This window comes from Kurthia sp. ISK08, assembly GCF_046159805.1.
Lineage (GTDB): Bacteria > Bacillota > Bacilli > Bacillales_A > Planococcaceae > Kurthia > Kurthia gibsonii.
In genome coordinates, this window is record NZ_JBJXHL010000002.1 from 168,806 (window position 1) to 186,995 (window position 18,190).

16 protein-coding genes and 1 riboswitch are annotated in these 18,190 nt (G+C 37.9%); of the genes, 14 read left to right on the forward strand and 2 right to left on the reverse strand.

What is annotated here, in order from left to right; translation table 11 throughout:
- Window positions 1-1,791 (forward strand): oligopeptide ABC transporter substrate-binding protein, encoded by a 1,791-nt coding sequence (locus ACKVQX_RS04415; RefSeq protein ID WP_068452038.1) that lies wholly within the window; start codon window positions 1-3, stop codon window positions 1,789-1,791.
- 64 nt (window positions 1,792-1,855) lie between these two features.
- On the opposite strand, the gene rnhC is transcribed toward ACKVQX_RS04415, so the two are convergent.
- Window positions 1,856-2,788 carry a ribonuclease HIII gene (rnhC, locus tag ACKVQX_RS04420; RefSeq protein ID WP_068452041.1) on the reverse strand — a complete coding sequence of 311 codons (933 nt, stop codon included), beginning with the start codon at window positions 2,786-2,788 and terminating at the stop codon, window positions 1,856-1,858.
- Between the two features lie 88 nt (window positions 2,789-2,876).
- Here rnhC and zapA point away from each other — a divergent pair, with 88 nt between their 5' ends.
- The 13 genes from zapA (at window position 2,877) to ACKVQX_RS04485 (ending at window position 17,590) form a co-directional block, all read left to right on the forward strand.
- Window positions 2,877-3,149: a cell division protein ZapA gene (zapA, locus tag ACKVQX_RS04425; protein ID WP_068452044.1), complete on the forward strand. Its 273-nt coding sequence runs from the start codon at window positions 2,877-2,879 to the stop codon at window positions 3,147-3,149.
- Window positions 3,142-3,681, forward strand: a complete 540-nt coding sequence (locus ACKVQX_RS04430; RefSeq protein WP_068452046.1) for a CvpA family protein — start codon at window positions 3,142-3,144, stop codon at window positions 3,679-3,681. Before zapA ends, ACKVQX_RS04430 begins: the two co-directional genes overlap by 8 nt.
- 80 nt (window positions 3,682-3,761) lie before the next feature.
- The gene (gene polX / locus ACKVQX_RS04435) at window positions 3,762-5,468 is read left to right on the forward strand and encodes a DNA polymerase/3'-5' exonuclease PolX (RefSeq protein ID WP_068452048.1); all 1,707 of its coding nucleotides are present in this window, start codon (window positions 3,762-3,764) and stop codon (window positions 5,466-5,468) included.
- Window positions 5,469-5,481: 13 nt separating this feature from the next.
- The gene (locus ACKVQX_RS04440) at window positions 5,482-7,845 is read left to right on the forward strand and encodes an endonuclease MutS2 (protein ID WP_068452051.1); all 2,364 of its coding nucleotides are present in this window, start codon (window positions 5,482-5,484) and stop codon (window positions 7,843-7,845) included.
- A gap of 24 nt (window positions 7,846-7,869) precedes the next feature.
- Window positions 7,870-8,277 carry a DUF350 domain-containing protein gene (locus ACKVQX_RS04445; RefSeq protein ID WP_068452054.1) on the forward strand — a complete coding sequence of 136 codons (408 nt, stop codon included), beginning with the start codon at window positions 7,870-7,872 and terminating at the stop codon, window positions 8,275-8,277.
- Window positions 8,278-8,588: 311 nt separating this feature from the next.
- Window positions 8,589-10,295 (forward strand): long-chain-fatty-acid--CoA ligase, encoded by a 1,707-nt coding sequence (locus tag ACKVQX_RS04450; RefSeq protein WP_068452057.1) that lies wholly within the window; start codon window positions 8,589-8,591, stop codon window positions 10,293-10,295.
- 96 nt (window positions 10,296-10,391) lie between these two features.
- Window positions 10,392-10,973, forward strand: a complete 582-nt coding sequence (locus ACKVQX_RS04455) for a TetR/AcrR family transcriptional regulator (protein WP_068452060.1) — start codon at window positions 10,392-10,394, stop codon at window positions 10,971-10,973.
- A 69-nt stretch (window positions 10,974-11,042) separates the two neighbouring features.
- A complete protein-coding gene (locus ACKVQX_RS04460) occupies window positions 11,043-11,807 on the forward strand; it encodes an enoyl-CoA hydratase (RefSeq protein ID WP_068452063.1) in 765 nt (254 codons plus the stop codon).
- Window positions 11,808-11,829: 22 nt separating this feature from the next.
- On the forward strand, window positions 11,830-12,603 hold the full coding sequence (locus tag ACKVQX_RS04465; protein WP_068452066.1) for an electron transfer flavoprotein subunit beta/FixA family protein: 774 nt from the start codon (window positions 11,830-11,832) through the stop codon (window positions 12,601-12,603).
- Between the two features lie 33 nt (window positions 12,604-12,636).
- Window positions 12,637-13,614, forward strand: coding sequence for an electron transfer flavoprotein subunit alpha/FixB family protein (locus tag ACKVQX_RS04470; RefSeq protein ID WP_068452069.1), 978 nt, complete (start codon window positions 12,637-12,639; stop codon window positions 13,612-13,614).
- 245 nt (window positions 13,615-13,859) lie between these two features.
- Entirely contained in the window at window positions 13,860-14,174 is a 315-nt protein-coding gene (trxA, locus tag ACKVQX_RS04475; protein ID WP_068452072.1) for a thioredoxin, read from the forward strand.
- Between the two features lie 69 nt (window positions 14,175-14,243).
- The gene (uvrC, locus tag ACKVQX_RS04480; protein ID WP_068452076.1) at window positions 14,244-16,019 is read left to right on the forward strand and encodes an excinuclease ABC subunit UvrC; all 1,776 of its coding nucleotides are present in this window, start codon (window positions 14,244-14,246) and stop codon (window positions 16,017-16,019) included.
- A 54-nt stretch (window positions 16,020-16,073) separates the two neighbouring features.
- Window positions 16,074-16,249: riboswitch (Lysine riboswitch) on the forward strand.
- 105 nt (window positions 16,250-16,354) lie between these two features.
- Window positions 16,355-17,590, forward strand: a complete 1,236-nt coding sequence (locus tag ACKVQX_RS04485) for an aspartate kinase (protein ID WP_068452079.1) — start codon at window positions 16,355-16,357, stop codon at window positions 17,588-17,590.
- Between the two features lie 55 nt (window positions 17,591-17,645).
- Here ACKVQX_RS04485 and ACKVQX_RS04490 read toward each other — a convergent pair whose 3' ends face one another.
- Entirely contained in the window at window positions 17,646-18,077 is a 432-nt protein-coding gene (locus ACKVQX_RS04490) for a YslB family protein (protein ID WP_068452083.1), read from the reverse strand.
- Window positions 18,078-18,190 lie beyond the last annotated feature (113 nt).

Here is an 18,190-nt window from a genome sequence, read left to right on the forward strand (position 1 = left end):
ATGAACAAAAAGAATTGGCTATTACTAACAGTTCTTGCGGCGATCATGCTTGTATTAGCAGCATGTGGCGGCGGCGACAAGAGCGGCGAAAAAAGTAACCAAAAAGAAAAAGTAGATACGTCAAAATTCCCGTTACAAACGACGAATAAAGACGAATCAATTAAGGGTGGTACATTAAAAGTAGCATTACAATCAGATGCACCATTCAAAGGTTTATTCCTTTACGAAGTATATGAAGATGCATATGATGCAGAAATCTTAAGCTATACTTCAAACTCAATTTTCACAACAAAAGAAGACTTCTTAATCGATAATGATGGTCTTGCAAAATTAGATGTAGATACAGATGCTAAAAAAGCAACAATTACAATCAAAAAAGACGTTAAATGGTCAGATGATCAACCATTTACAATTGATGATGTTATCTATCCTTACTATATCATCGGCGATAAAGACTACACAGGTGTACGTTACGATACAGACTTCCAAAATATCGTAGGCGCAAAAGAATACCATGACGGTAAAGCAAAAGACATCTCAGGTATTAAAAAGATTGATGATTACACAGCTGAAATCTCATTCAAAAAGATCTCACCAGCAATCTACTCTGGCGGTGACGGTTTATGGGGTTACGCAGCTCCAAAACATCAGTTAGAAAAAATCGCTGTAAAAGATTTACAAAAATCAGACGCAGTACGTAAAAACCCTGTAACATTAGGTGCATTCGTTATTAACAAAATCGTTAAAGGCGAATCAGTAGAATTAGTAGCGAACAAAAACTACTACAAAGGTCAACCAAAATTAGACAAAGTAGTTATCGAAGTTGTTCCTTCAGCTTCAATGGCAGCAGCATTAAAAGCAGGTAAATACGATGTTTCAGTACCAAACTACCCAGCAAATGATTACGCTTCAATCAAAGACTTCAAAAACATTGAAATTTTAGGTCGTCCAGAATTAGCTTACTCTTACTTAGGTTTCAAACTAGGTAAATGGGATTCTAAAAAATCAGAAGTTGTAGTAGATGAAAATGCAAAAATGAACGATAAACAATTACGTCAAGCAATTGCTTACGCAATGAATATCGAAGAAGTAGCAGATGTATATTATGATGGTTTACGTACACGTGCTAACTCTTTAATTCCACCAGTATTCTCGTCATTCTATGATGATTCATTAAAAGGCTACAAATACGACAAGAAAAAGGCTGAAGAATTATTAGACGCAGCAGGTTATAAAGATACAAACAACGACGGTTACCGTGAAGATAAAGACGGTAAACCACTTACAATTAAGTTAGCAGGTATGGCTGGATCAGATAAAGATGATAAAATTGTACAATTCTACATCCAAAACTGGAAAGATGTTGGTCTAAAAGTAGAATTATCAACAGGTCGTCTAATTGAGTTCAACTCATTCTATGAAAAAGTAAAAGCAGACGATAAAGATATCGATATGTATATGGCAGCATGGGGTACAGGTACAAACCCATCACCAATCGGTCTTTACTCAAAAGCAGCTCAGTTCAACTATAGCCGTTATACTTCACCCGAACTTGAAAAATTATTATTAGACATCGATTCACCAGAAGCTTTAGATCCAAAATACCGTGCAGAAGCATTCAGTAAGTGGCAAGAATTCATGTCAGATAACGCAGCAACAGTTCCAATGTACTTCCGTACGGAAATCATTCCTGTGAACAAACGCGTTAAAAACTGGACAATTGATTACTTAGCAAAAGATGGTATCGAAAAAGTAGAATTAACTGCTGACGAACCAGTAAAAGGCGAATAATCAATCGAGCATAAGAAAAGGAGGAATTCCATTATGGGGGAATTCCTCCTTTTTGTTGTATTGATTAAATGAGACGTTTTTTAGAAGCGATTCGAGAAGCTTTCGTCGTGTTCGCAAAGTGCCATTTCGTCACTTCATAAAGTGCGTCCTCACCTTGCGTCAATAAAATTTGCGCAGCAACTTCATCGACCTTTGCACTAGCTCCTTTTGGTAAAGTCACACCGACTTCTTTTGATAGACGGTCCATCTCACGTAAAAAAGCATAGCGTGCAATAATCGAAGCGGCAGCTACAGAGAGATGAAGTTGTTCAGCCTTCGTAGCAAATAACACATTTTCGCGTACGATTTCCTTTTCGTTTTTCAAATGATTATAATACGTATTACGCTCAGCAAATTGGTCAATTAAGATGGCTTCAGGTTTTTCAGGTGCAATTTTAGCTAAGACTTTTTTGAGTGCCTGATTGTGAAGAACGGCTTTAATTTTCCCTTGAGACCAGCCCTTCGCTTGCACTTCATTATACTTTGGATTGTGTAAGATGAGTAGTGAGTACGTAAGTGTCTTAATCAAATCAGGTGCAATCTTTCGCATGAAGTCATCTGTTAGCATTTTTGAATCTTTCACGCCAAGTTCTTTTACCAGTTCAATTTGATGAGCAGGAACATAGACAGCTGCAACTGTAATCGGGCCAAAGTAATCACCCGTACCTGTTTCATCTGAACCGATGACAGACTTTGATGCAAAATCTTCAGGCAACGTATCGCCCTTCGATGACGTCACATTCTTTGATGGGTTTGGTATACCGAACTGTTGCGCTTCTTCTGCCGCACGTCCACCCTGGAACATAACTTTTCCAGAGCGATAAGACGTGATCGAGACTCCATTTGCTTTTGCTGCAAATACAACCCCAGGTGCATTACGCTCGACTTTATAGGGTGTGTAATGCGCGTGAACTTTCTGTTGTGCTTCTTTTGTTAGTTGAATGACAATATTAGACATATTTTTAACACCTTTCGTTGTATCATTATTCACAGAATGAATGATTTCATGGTATGATGAGAATGAGATTTTTAAGGGAGGGATACTGTTGGGAGATTGTCCGAAAAATCGCATTGCCATTGAAATATATGGTCAAACATACAATATGGTTGGACCAGAGTCAACTGCTCATATGCGTGCTGTCGCTGCCACAGTAGATGAGCGTATGCGAGAGATCAAACTTGCAAACCCTGTGCTTAGCAGTACCCAACTCGCTGTACTTACTGCTGCCAACGCAGTAAATGATTTAATGAAGCTGCAACAAAAATATGAAGCCTTAGAGGCGGAACTGAATAAACAAAAGGATGAAGTGAATGATTGACCTACTTATCATTATATTATTTATAGCAGCACTTGTATCCGGCTATAAAAAAGGGTTCATCACGCAGTTGTTGAACTTGGTCGGTCTACTAGTTGCGCTAATCGTGGCTTATATTTATTATAAGCCTTTTGCAGAGAAAATCGTACTATGGGTTCCATATCCAGCAGTTACGGAAAATACGGCACTGAAGTTTGCCAATGACGCACTTGATTTGAATTTAACATTCTATCAATTGCTTGCATTTGCTATTATTTTCTTTGTTATTAAAATTGTATTAAGCATCTTATTCTCAATTTTTGATTTCTTAAAGGATGTACCAGTACTCGGCGTATTCAATCGCTTCCTCGGTTCATTACTTGGTTTTGTACAATGCTATATTATGTTATTCATCATTTTATATGTGTTAGCATTACTACCAATCGATTCGATTCAAAAATATGTAGAAAGCTCAATTTTAACGAAAGTCATATTGGAATTTACACCGATTTTATCATCGATGTTCCAAAAGATGTGGTTCGTGTATTTACAGTAATTACATACCACCAACCTAATCAAAGAGAGCTGCTCCGTTTTTCGTGAGTAGCTCTTTTTTTCAGAAGGAGTTTGAAGAACATGAATAAAAAAGAAGTTATCAAAGTACTAGAAAAGATTGCTACCTATTTAGAGTTACAAGGCGCAAATGCCTTTCGAATTTCTGCCTATCGTAAAGCAGGTGCAGCACTTGAAAACGATCCGCGCAGTATGGAAGAAATAGATGACGTAACAGCTTTAAAAGGAATTGGTAAAGGAACGGCTTCCGTTATTACGGAATTGCTTGAAACTGGCGAGTCATCTGAGTTGAAGCAATTACAACAAGAAGTACCTGTAGGACTGCCACCTTTATTAAAAATCCCAGGACTCGGCGGTAAGAAAATTGCAAAATTATACGCTGAACTCGGCATTGATTCAGCTGAATCGTTAAAAGCAGCTTGTGAAGAAGGGCGTGTACAGCAACTTGCTGGTTTTGCTAAAAAGACCGAAGAAAAAATTCTCACTGAACTTGAAAAGTTGGGTAAGCGTTCAGAAAGTCATCCGCTTTGGCAATTAGAAACAATCGTGCCGAAGTTAGATGCGATTCTTGCTTCAATTGAAGAAATCGATACGTTCTCAGTGGCAGGTAGTTATCGACGAATCAAAGAATCGAGTAAAGATGTAGATTATATGATTGCGACAAATGAACCGACTGCTGTAAAAGAAGCTATTTTAGCGCAAGTAGAAGCAGCAGAAGTAATTGCAGCTGGCGATACAAAAATATCCGTTGTTTTAACAGGTGAAGATGCACCGAATGTCGATTTTCGCATTGTAGAACCTGAACAGTATGCAACAGCACTTCACCACTTTACAGGTTCTAAAGATCATAATGTGCGCATGCGCCAAATCGCAAAAGAACGCGGTGAAAAAATTAGTGAATATGGTGTGGAATTAGCAGATGGTACGATGCAAACTTTCCAAACCGAAACAGAATTTTTCGCACACTTTGATTTACCTTTCATTCCACCGACTTTACGTGAAGGAAAACGTGAGTTTGAAAGCTATACGGATATACCAAAGCTTGTTACAATAGAAGATGTTCGCGCAGATTTGCATATGCATACGACATGGTCAGACGGTGCGCATACAGTCGAAGAAATGGGACGAGCTTTAATCGAGAAGGGATATACGCATGGTGTGATTACCGACCACTCGCAATATTTAAAAGTAGCGAATGGTTTAACACCAGAACGACTGCTACAACAACAAGAAGAAATCTTCACTTTTAATAAACAAGTAGAAGGCTTTCACTTATTACGCGGTACAGAGATGGATATTTTACCAGATGGCACACTTGATTTTTCAGATGATGTACTGGCGAATTTAGATTTTGTTATTGCGTCGATTCATTCAAGTTTTAGTCAACCACAAGAACAAATTATGGAACGATTGCATACGGCGATGAAAAATCCACATGTTGACATGATTGCCCATCCAACAGGACGGGTTATTCATCAGCGTGATGGATATAATCCAGATATGGAACAATTGATTGCATGGGCAAAAGAATACGGTAAGATTTTAGAGCTGAATGCCAATCCGTATCGACTGGACTTATGTATCGAACATTTAGAAATGGCTGCAAAAGCAGGTGTGAAAGTTGCGATTAATACAGATGCACATGCTATTGAACAGTTACGTTATATGGAGATCGGTACAAAATATGCGCAAAAAGCATGGCTTCATAAAGATTTAATTGTGAATACATGGTCATTTGAGCGCTTTATGGAGTTTTTAACGAATAAATGAGGAGGTGTTTTGAATGATTGCAGAACGCGCATTGAAAACACTAGAATATGAAAAAATTATTGAACAGGTTGCTAATTACTGTACGAATTCAATTGGTAAATCAACGATTGAACAATTAAAACCAGAAACAACTTTAGAAGAAGTAAATCGTTTATTAGATGAAATGGACGAGGGACTTGCCATTTTACGTCTTCGCTCGAATGTACCACTTGGTGGCATTTTTGATATTCGTCCAAGCGCGAGACGTGCACAAATTGGCGGTGTACTTAGTCCATCAGAATTGATGGAGATCTCGTCAACTATTCGTGCTAGTCGTATTTTTAGAGAATTCATCGAAGAAATAATGATAGACGAAGACTTAGAGATTCCTTATTTTGAAGAGAAAAAGGAACAACTTCCGATTTTAACAGGACTACAACATGAGATTAATAGCTGTATTGATGATAATGCTCATGTGACAGATTCAGCGAGTTCAGCACTTCGTACAATTCGTCAGCAATTACGTATGCAAGAAGGACGTGTACGTGAACGTTTAGCGAGTTTAACGCGTGGCACGAATGCTGCAAAAATGTTATCAGATTCGATTATTACGATTCGTAATGACCGCTTTGTAATTCCTGTAAAAGCTGAATATCGTAGCCACTATGGTGGTGTTGTGCATGACCAATCTTCATCTGGTCAAACACTTTACATTGAACCTGATTCAGTCGTGCAAGCGAATAACGAAATTCATAGTTTAAAAGTGAAAGAAAAAGCAGAAATCGAGCGTATTTTAGGTGTACTATCAGGTATGGTACAAGAAGTGGCGCATGAATTATTCGTCATGGTACAAGTACTAGGTCAAATCGATGTCATTTTAGCAAAAGCTAAATATGGACAAGCGAATAAATGTTCAAAACCAACAATGAATGCAGACGGCTATATTAAATTAACTGCAGCGAGACACCCGCTACTTGATCGTGATATTGCAGTTGCCAATAATATTGAATTTGGTCGCGAATTTACAGCAATCGTGATTACAGGACCAAATACCGGTGGTAAGACGGTTACTTTAAAAACAGTCGGTCTATGTACATTGATGGCGCAATCAGGTATTCCAGTACCTGCATTAGATGGTTCAGAGTTAGCCGTATTTGATCAATTATTTGCAGACATTGGTGACGAGCAGTCAATCGAACAAAGTTTATCGACATTCTCAAGTCATATGGTAAACATCGTAGATATTCTACAAAAGTTTGATGAGAATTCACTTGTCCTATTTGATGAATTAGGTGCAGGAACAGATCCACAAGAAGGTGCCGCACTTGCTATTTCAATTTTAGATGAAGTACATGGACGTGGTGCGCGCGTTATGGCAACAACACATTATCCGGAATTAAAAGCTTATGGATTTAATCGTCCAGCTGTCGTTAATGCAAGTGTGGAGTTTGATGTCGAAACATTAAGTCCAACATATCGCTTATTAATCGGTGTACCTGGACGTTCAAATGCCTTTGAAATTTCGAAACGACTAGGTCTACCTGAACACATCATCGAAACATCACGTTCTTACACAGGAACAGAGACACATGAAGTTGAATCGATGATTGCTTCATTAGAAGAATCTCGTTTGAAATCTGAAAAAGATGCGGAAGAAAGTGCGCGACTATTAGAGGAAGCACGTATTTTACAAGCAGACTTAGATGCACGCTTAAAAGAATACGATGAGCTAAAAGAACAATTAGAAGCAAAAGCAAAAGAAAAGGCGAAGAAAATTGTAGAAGAAGCAAAACGTGAAGCAGAATCTGTAATTGATGAGTTACACAAAATGCAGATGAATGCACATAAAGTTGTAAAAGAACATGAAATTATTGAAGCGCGTAAACGTTTAGAAGATGCTGCACCAGCAGAAAATAAAGTGTTGAAAAAGCAACGTCAAATTCAAGAACGTGCACAGCAACTGCAAAAAGGTGATGAAGTCAAAGTAACAACTTATGGTCAAAAAGGTGTATTAATTGAAAAAGCATCGGATCATGAATGGGTTGTACAGATGGGTATTTTAAAAATGAAGCTAGATGAAGCAGATTTAGAATACATCAAGCCTGAAAAAGTAAAAGAGTCTGTTAACGTAACGAATGTACGTGGACGTGAAGCTGTGAAATTAGAGCTTGATTTACGTGGTGAGCGCTATGAAGATGCGCTATATCGTACAGAAAAATATATTGATGATGCCTTGTTATCGAACTATCATCGCGTATCCATCATTCATGGTAAAGGAACCGGAGCATTACGAAAAGGTGTACAAGATTTATTAAAACGTCATCCACGTGTAAAATCATATCATTTCGGTGAAGCGAGCGAGGGTGGGTTCGGTGTTACAATCGCCGAATTAAAATAGATAGAAGGACGGAGGTTTTCGTTCATGGATGCGTTTTGGCAACATCCTGCTGTTATTATGACAGGATATTATAGTGTGGTTGTCCTTTGTTTAATTGTGTCAATGGCTATTTTCGAAGCTGTTACACGCTATAAAAATTGGCAAGAGATTAAAAATGGTAATATGGCTGTTGCTTTTGCAACAGGAGGTAAAATCTTAGGGATTTGCAATATTTTTCGCTACTCGATTGAGAAGAATAATTCACTCCCAGAAATGCTTGGGTGGGGACTATTCGGCTTTATTCTCTTAATTATTGCTTATTTATTATATGAGTTTTTAACACCTTCATTTAAAATTGATGAAGAGATCGCAAAAGATAATCGTTCAGTTGGCTTTATTTCCTTTGCTATCTCCATCGGTTTATCTTTTGTCATCGGTGCGAGTATTTCTTAATGAAAATCAGTGTGATGTAAAAATCACGCTGGTTTTTTTATTTTTTCATAAATAACATAGCGTATTCGAGTGTAAAAAGAACATGAAAGACAATTATTTATAATGAAATAGAATTTTTCTGAACATTTTCTATGAATAGTCATTCATTTGTGTTAAAGTGTTGGTATATAGGAAAATGTGAAAACTTTGTATGTTTTGTTTCGTTTTTGTTGGAAAAATGCATTTTTTTCTTATTCATCATTTGAAAGCGTTCACAAACTTCTATATAATAAGAAGTAATATTTAACAAATTTTATAAGGAGTGGATTGAAATGACTGAGAAGGTTTGGTTGAAGCATTATCCAAATTATATTCGTGCAAATTTGGATTATGAAGAAATTCCGTTACAACAGTTTTTAACAAATGCCGCAAGGAACACCCCTGAAAAAATTGCTATTCACTTTATGGGAAAAGACATTAAGTACAAAGAGTTACATGAATCTGCACTAAAGTTTGCCCAATACTTACAACAATTAGGTATTGAAAAAGGAGACCGAATCGCGCTTATGCTCCCGAATACACCCCAAACGGTCATCTCTTATTACGGCGCACTTTATGCCGGTGCAACAGTTGTCATGACGAATCCGTTATACACAGAGCGAGAAATTGAGTATCAGCTAAAAGATTCAGGTGCAAAAGTAATTGTTAGCTTAGATATTTTATATCCACGTATTATGAAAGTATTTAAAAATACGGCACTTGAAAATGTCATTATTACAAGTATTAAAGATTACTTACCATTCCCTAAAAATTTGTTATATCCGTACGTGCAGAAAAAAGAACAAGGTGTGCAAGTCCACGTTGCCCATAGTGGAGTTAGCCATCAGTTTATGGAGATTTTAAAAACGTCACAAGCGATTGAACCAACGATTGATTTTAATTTTGAAGAAGATTTAGCATTGCTTCAGTACACAGGCGGTACGACAGGTTTTCCAAAAGGAGTTATGCTGACACATAAAAACCTCATTGCGAATACACGAATGTGTGCCGAATGGTTAACAGAACCGAATGCCCAAAGTGAACCTCCTGTTATTTTAGGAATTTTGCCAATTTTCCATGTATATGGTATGACAACCGTTCTACTGTATACAGTCATGCAAGGTGGCAAGATGGTGCTATTACCGAAGTTTAATGCAGAGATGATTTTAAAGACGATTCAAAAGCAGCGTCCGACATTATTCCCAGGCGCACCAACAATTTATATTGGCTTAATTAATCATCCGCAAATCAAAAAATATGATCTTTCTTCTATTAAAGCATGTATTAGTGGTTCGGCTCCGCTACCAGCAGAAGTACAAGAACAGTTTGAAGAATTGACAGGTGGTAAATTAGTCGAAGGTTATGGTTTAACAGAATCATCACCTGTTACACATGCTAATCTCTTATTCGAGAACATTCGTCAGAAAAATTCAATCGGTATTCCATGGCCAGATACAGATGCCATGATTGTTGATGGGTCAATCGAACGTCCAAGAGCGAACGGCGAAATCGGTGAACTCGTTGTAAAAGGTCCACAAGTTATGAAGGGATATTGGAATCGTCCAGAAGAAAATGCGATGACATTAGAAGATGGGTGGCTAAAAACAGGCGACCTTGGTTATATGGATGATGACGGTTTTTTCTATGTAGTAGACCGTAAAAAAGATGTGATTATTGCAGGTGGTTATAATATTTATCCGCGTGAAGTCGAGGAAGTATTGTATGAACATCCAGATGTAGTAGAGTGTGTAGCAGCCGGCGTTCCAGATCCATATCGAGGTGAGACGGTTAAAGCATATATCGTATTGCGTGAAGGTGCGACAACAACAGAAGCAGATTTGAATAAATTCTGCCGTGAGAACTTAGCTGCGTATAAAGTGCCGCGCATTTACGAATTTAGAGCAGAGCTACCAAAAACAGCAGTTGGTAAAATTTTACGTCGCGCTTTAATTGATGAAGAAAAAGAAAAACAGCAACAATCACGACAAGAACAGGCATAATGACAGAGAATGCTTGACATTATTTTCAATGAATAATATCATAACACTATGAATGAATAACCATTCATTATTGTTTGGAAAAGTGGTGTGATTTGTATGAAAAGAGAAAAACCGAAGTATAAGCAAATTATTGATGCCGCAGTTATTGTAATTGCAGATAATGGCTATCATCAAGCGCAAGTATCTAAAATTGCAAAACAAGCTGGTGTAGCAGATGGCACAATCTATTTATACTTTAAAAACAAAGAAGATATTTTAATCTCGGTGTTCCGAGAAAAGATGGCTGTATTTATTGAAAGCTTGCAAGAAGTTAATCAAGAAAATACGACAGCGGCTGAAAAGCTCGAATTTATGATTACGAACCATTTCCGCGTGTTGTCGAATGATAAATATTTAGCGCGTGTCACACAATTAGAATTACGACAATCGAATCGTGATATTCGCCTAAAAATCAACGCCGTATTAAAAGAATATCTTGAACAACTGGATACCATTTTAGAAGAAGGGGTAAAAGCTGGCGAGTTTGATGCCAATATGGATCTTCGCTTAGCACGACAATTGATTTTTGGAACAGTTGATGAAGTGACGACATCATGGGTTATGAAAGATCACAAATTCGACTTAACTGCACAAGCACCAAAAGTATATCAATTGTTATTAAATGGTATTAAAGGTTAAAATGAATATAGGTAAGTTTTTCCACTTACCTATATTTCTATAACAACATATACGAAAAGGGGTAAGAACATGGAATTTCTAAAGCTAAACAATGAAGACGGTGTCGCAATCGTTACAATCGTAAGACCACCAGCAAATGCAATGAGTCAACAACTTGTAAAAGAGATTGCAGAAGCACTTGATCAAATTGAGAAAAACCATTCAACGAGAGTTGTTGTAATCCATGGCGAGGGAAGATTCTTCTCAGCCGGCGCAGATATTAAGGAATTTCTATCCGTTCCAAATATCACAGCACATGTTTCTGAAGCACAATCTATTTTTGAACGTCTTGAAACGTTCGAAAAACCTGTCATCGCTTCGATTCATGGCGCAGCTTTAGGAGGCGGTTTAGAATTGGCGATGAGCTGTCATCTTCGCTATGTTTCTAAAACGGCAAAGCTTGGATTACCTGAGCTCTCATTGGGACTAATTCCTGGCTTCGGAGGAACACAGCGACTTCCGCGGTATGTTGGCTCAGCGAAAGCTGCTGAAATGATGTTTACAAGTGATCCAATCTTAGGAGAGGAAGCTGTAAACTGGGGCTTAGCCAATGCGGCATTTGAAGAAGAGGAACTGTTGGGTAAAACACTCGACATTGCGAAAAAGATCGCACTAAAAAGTCCAATCTCTTTGAAAGCTACAATAGATATGCTGAACTTCTCAAAAACAGATCGTTTTTACACTGGAATTGATGAAGAAGCACAAGCATTTGGTCGCGTATTTGCAACAGAGGATGCGAAAGAAGGAATCACAGCCTTTGTTGAGAAACGTCAAGCAGTATTTAAAGGAAAATAATACTATTTAGGAGGTTTACATTATGAACATCTATGTATTAGTGAAAAGAACTTTTGATACCGAGGAAAAAATCGTCATCTCAGGTGGCGCAATTCAAGAAGACGGCGCAGAATTCATCATCAACCCGTATGATGAGTATGCGATTGAAGAAGCGATTAAAGTGCGCGATAGCGAAGGTGGGACAGTAACAGTTATTACGGTTGGTAATGACGAATCTGAAAAACAACTTCGTACAGCATTAGCGATGGGTGCAGATCAAGCAGTACTCATCAACGCAGAAGAAGATGTAGAAGACTTAGATCAATTCTCTGTCGCAACAATCTTAGCAGCTCACTTAAAAGAGCAAGATGTTGATTTAATCTTCGCAGGAAATGTTGCAATTGACGGTGGCTCAGGTCAAATCGGACCACGTCTAGCAGAATTATTAGATATTAACTATGTAACAACAATTACAGGTTTTGAATTAAATGGACGTGACGTGAAAATTGTGCGTGATGTAGAAGGTGACTCAGAAGAGATTACAACATCTCTACCACTTCTTGTAACAGCACAACAAGGACTAAACGAACCACGCTACCCTTCATTACCAGGTATTATGAAGGCGAAAAAGAAACCTTTAGAAGAATTAGAATTAGATGATTTAGATTTAGATGAAGACGATGTAGAACCAAAAATCAAAACTGTAGAGGTATTCTTAGCACCAGAAAAACAAGCTGGTCGAGTTCTCGAAGGTGAGATTCGTGACCAAGCGAGAGAATTAATTTCGTTATTACGTTCAGAAGCAAAAGTCATTTAACAAACGATGAAAAATTGATTGGAGGAAGAACATATGTCTAAAAAAGTAGTTGTATTAGCAGAAGCACGTGAAGGCGCATTACGTAATGTTTCATTTGAAGCAATTAGCGCAGCGAAGAAAATTTCAGATGGTGGCGAAGTAGTAGTAGCGCTATTTGGTCAAGATGTTTCAGGTTTAGCCAATTCATTATTCGAGTACGGCGCAGATCGCGTTGTTTTAGTGGAACATCCACACTTGAATTTCTATACAGCAGATGGTTACAGTCAGGCACTACTTGCAGTTGTAGACCAAGAAAAGCCAGAAGCAATTGTGTTAGGTCATACAGCTCTTGGTAAAGACTTATCTCCAAAAGTGGCAAGTCGTTTACAAACAGGCTTGATTTCGGATGTAACGTCAATTGAAGGAGAAGGCGACGATGCGCAGTTCATTCGTCCAATTTACTCGGGTAAAGCTTTTGAAAAAGTGGAAGCAGCAAGCGAGCCGTTATTCGTAACGGTTCGTCCAAATAACATTGAACCACTTGAAGCAGAAGCAGGCAAAACAGGTACAGTCGATACATTATCAGTAGATATTACAAATTTACGTACAGTTGTTGAAAACGTAATTCGTAAAGCAACAGATGGTGTAGATTTATCAGAAGCAAAAGTCATCGTATCAGGTGGTCGTGGTGTGAAAAGCGAAGAAGGTTTTGCTCCTCTAAAAGAGTTAGCAAACTTACTTGGCGGTGCAGTTGGTGCATCACGTGGTGCATGTGACGCAGAATATTGCGATTACTCATTACAAATCGGTCAAACAGGTAAAGTTGTAACACCTGACTTATATATCGCAGTTGGTATTTCAGGTGCCATCCAACATTTAGCTGGTATGTCGAACTCGAAAATTATTGTAGCGATTAATAAAGATCCAGAAGCGAATATTTTCAAAGTAGCAGACTACGGTATTGTTGGTGACTTATTTGAAGTGATGCCGCTATTAATTGAAGAAGTAAAAGCATTAAAAGCGAGCGTATAATAAAAAGAACTGTTCCTTTGAATTTCAGAGGAACAGTTTTCTTTTGTCAAAAGTGAAGCAGAAAGATTGGCAAGTTAACTCTTTTTTTAATATAATAAAATAAAATCATGGATTTGAAATATAAAATACAAGATTTTTGTATGAAAATGAAGTAAGAGACGATTATGTAGGCATATTTATACGAATTCAAGTCGTTCCATGCTATAATTCAAACATATCGTTTATATAAGAGGAGGAAATAAATTATGGCAATTGTATATTCAACAGACGAATCATTCCAACAAGACGTAGCAGAAGGTGTAGTACTAGTAGACTTTTGGGCTACTTGGTGCGGACCTTGTAAAATGATTGCGCCAGTTCTTGAAGAACTAGATGCAGACTTAGATGGTAAAGCAACAATCGTAAAAGTGGACGTAGACCAAAACCAAGAGACAGCTGCTCAATTTGGCATCATGTCAATCCCAACACTACTTGTTTTCAAAGATGGTAAACCAGTAGATAAAACAGTTGGCTTCCACCCGAAAGAAGCTTTAGCAGATTTACTAGCTAAACACATGTAATCGTGAATTAAACTTGAATAGAGGCTGTCCTGCATAACAGGTACAGTCTCTTTTTTTGAAGGTGATGAAATGAACGAAATCAAACAAAAATTAGCTGTTCTCCCTGACCAACCAGGTTGCTATTTAATGAAGGATCGTCAAGGAACAGTCATCTATGTCGGTAAAGCGAAAGTACTGAAAAATCGTGTGCGCTCTTACTTTACAGGCTCGCATAATGAGAAAACAGCACGCCTTGTTTCAGAGATTGTCGATTTCGACTACATTGTAACATCTTCTGATTTAGAGGCTTTTTTACTTGAATTGAACTTAATTAAATTACATGATCCAAAATATAATATCATGTTAAAAGATGATAAAACGTATCCTTATTTGAAAATAACAAATGAACCGCATCCACGTTTGTTAATGGTGCGAAAAGTTAAGAAAGACCGTGCAAAATATTTTGGACCCTACCCGAATGCTTATGCAGCAGCAGAAACGAAAAAGTTATTAGACCGTATCTATCCACTGCGAAAATGTGATGTCATGCCTAATCGTGTCTGTCTATATTATCATATGGGACAATGTTTAGCCCCTTGTGTAAAAGATGTACCAAAAGATGCATATAAAGAGATGATTCAAGAGATTACAGACTTTTTAAATGGCGGACATGAGCATGTAAAGACGGAACTAGAGGAAAAGATGTATAAAGCATCTGAAGCACTCGATTTTGAACGAGCAAAAGAGTTACGCGATCAAATTGCGAATATCGACCAAATTATGGCGAAACAAAAAATTACGAAGACGACGGACTTTACGAATCGTGATATTTTTGGTTTTGCAGTGGATAAAGGATGGATGTGTGTTCAAGTATTCTTTATTCGTCAAGGGAAGTTGATTGAGCGCGATGTATCATTATTCCCTTCATATGGTGAACCACTAGACGAATTTACAACTTTTATTGCGCGTTTTTATGAAGAAGCGAACCATTTAAAACCGTCTGAAATTATCATACCAAAAGAAGTGGACGCAGAGATGTTGCAACAGGCTTTAGACATTAAAGTACATGCGCCACATCGCGGCTATAAAAAAGAAATGCTCGATTTAGCAACACAAAATGCGCATGTGAAAATTGATGAGAAATTTAATATGCTACAGCGCCAAGAAGAGCGAACAATTGGTGCATGTGAAGAATTAGGTGATGCGATGAATATTCAAACACCACTTCGCATTGAAGCATTTGATAACTCACATATTTTCGGTTCGGATACGGTATCTGCGATGGTCGTATTTGAAGATGGTCGCCCGCGTAAAAAAGACTATCGTAAATTTAAAATTCAAACAGCTTCTGCGCATGATGATTACGGTGCGATGCGTGAAGTATTAAGAAGACGTTATCAACGTGTTGTAAAAGAAGGACTACCACTTCCAGATCTACTTGTAACAGATGGTGGGAAAGGACAGATGGAAGTCGCGCGTGAAGTACTTGAAGATGAACTAGGCCTTGATATTCCGATTGCAGGTCTTGCAAAAGATGATAAGCATAAGACAGCCCAGTTACTTTATGGTAATCCGCCACAAGTTATTCCACTGAAAAGAACGAGTGAAGGGTTCTATTTGCTGCAACGTATTCAAGATGAAGTGCATCGATTTGCGATTAATTTTCACCGTCAATTACGTGAGAAGAATGCACTCACTTCGCAACTTGATGACATTCCAGGTGTTGGGCCAAAGCGGAAACAGCAAATGTTAAAACACTTTGGTTCGATGAAAAAAATTAAAGAGGCAACAGAAGAAGAATTAATTGCTGCTGGATTACCGAAAAATCTGGCTAGTGCCGTAATTGCGCATTTTCTGAAAAAATAATTGTCTTTTGCCAAATATTGTGATAAAGTAACGTTAATTAAAAATCACTGAAAAAGTGATGATAGAGGAGCAGGTGTCAAGAGTAGCCTTTTTGAGAGTGTAGTAACTCAGTGAAAGAAGGTGAAAGGGGAAACTGCCGAAGTGATGAAGGAACTACGACTTCATTGCTGGTTCTGTATTGAATAAATGCAGAATTGTCAGAGTGTACACTCTGGAGGGCTATCTCACATGAATGTTCATTTTTGAATAGACATGCATAAGCAGCCCAACATTTCGATGTTTGGCTGCTTTTTTTATTGAGAGAACCCACATTACAATATGTAGGGGGAGAACGTATGGGAACTTATGTTATGAAATTTGGTGGCACATCGGTGGCAACACCGGAACGTATTCAAAATGTAGCGAAAAGAGTTTTACAAGAAGTGGAAGTGGGGAATAAAGTGGTTGTTGTCGTTTCAGCGATGGGAAAAACGACAGATCATTTAGTCGAGATGGCGAACCATGTATCGACACATCCATCAAAACGTGAGATGGATGTACTACTATCTACAGGTGAACAAGTTACAACAGCTTTACTGACGATGGCGCTTCACCAATTAGATGTACCTGCGCAGTCTTTTACAGGGTGGCAGGCAGGTATGATGACCGATGATGTTGCGAGTAATGCACGCATTGAACAGATTGATTGTGAGAAAATCACGACCTGTTTAAATGAAGGGAAAGTAGCCGTTGTAGCAGGTTTTCAAGGGATTGATCATGAAGGTAATATTACGACACTTGGTCGAGGTGGCTCAGATACAACAGCTGTCGCGATTGCAGCTGCGATTCAAGCAGAACGCTGTGATATTTATACCGATGTTGATGGGGTTTATACAAGTGATCCACGCTTCGTACCAAATGCACGTAAATTAGCAGAATTAAGTTATGATGAAATGCTCGAATTAGCACATTTAGGAGCAGGTGTTTTACATCCACGCTCTGTTGAATTAGCGAAAAATTATCAAATGCCCATGTCTGTTCGTTCAAGTTATGAACAAGTAGAAGGAACCGTTTTAAAGGAGGAAGTTCAAATGGAAAAAGATTTAGTTGTACGAGGAGTAGCATTCGAAGGAGAAATCGTTCGTTTAACAGTTTATTTTAGCGAAGCATATATGGGGTCATTAGCGAACATCTTCACAACATTAGCGAAGCACCATATCAATGTGGATATCATTGTACAATCCATCATTCCAAACGCATCACCAACGGTATCATTTTCAGTGAAAAAAGAACAATTAGAAGAAACATTAAATGTGTTAAAGGAATATAAAAATACATTAGGTTATGATTATATTGATCATGAACTAGAACTTGCAAAAGTATCGATTGTCGGTTCAGGTATGGCATCCAATCCAGGTGTTGCAGCGACGATGTTTGATTGCTTATTTAGATTAGGCATTCCGGTGAAGATGGTCAGCACATCTGAAATCAAAGTATCCGTCGTTGTACCACAAGAAGAGATGTTTAAAGCGGCGAATGCCTTACATGAACAGTTTGAATTATCAAAAGCAGCAGTGGCAATAGAAAATTAAATGGATAAAACAAAAAGTCCCTTGCGAATTTGAAGGGGCTTTTTGTATGTACGCATTATTTTACTTCTTCTTGATGAATTGGATCTTTTAAATCCCATTTCACTTGGAATGTTACGCGACCTTTTTTTACATCTACTTCTTCATAACATTCTGTTAAGAAGCCATTATGTTTTTGAATTTGTTCAGCGATGAAACCAGATTCAATTCGGAAACAGCGTTGTTCAAATTTTAAAATATCTGCATCGCCTGTTAAGACATAGATAGCTTCAGACTTACCTAATTTCGTTTGCTCGAGAACACCCCATGACGCCTCAGCGAAAAAGGCAGGTAATTCCTCAATTTCAAGTAGTGGGAACTTACGTGCAGTTTCTTTACCGCACCAGTAGAGGATATCCGCCTCATTTTTACCAACAATTGTTGAGAGAATATGGTCGCGAATAATTTCGTAACCAAAAGCTGTAACATTTTTCATTTCCATTGTAGACATGTGTAAATCCTTCTTTCATATTTTTTGTCGAATTTTTGTCCTTTTTAGAAAAAAACGCTTTCAAATAGCGAAAAATCGACTTTGATACTATTTTTTCGGAGTAATTGATACTG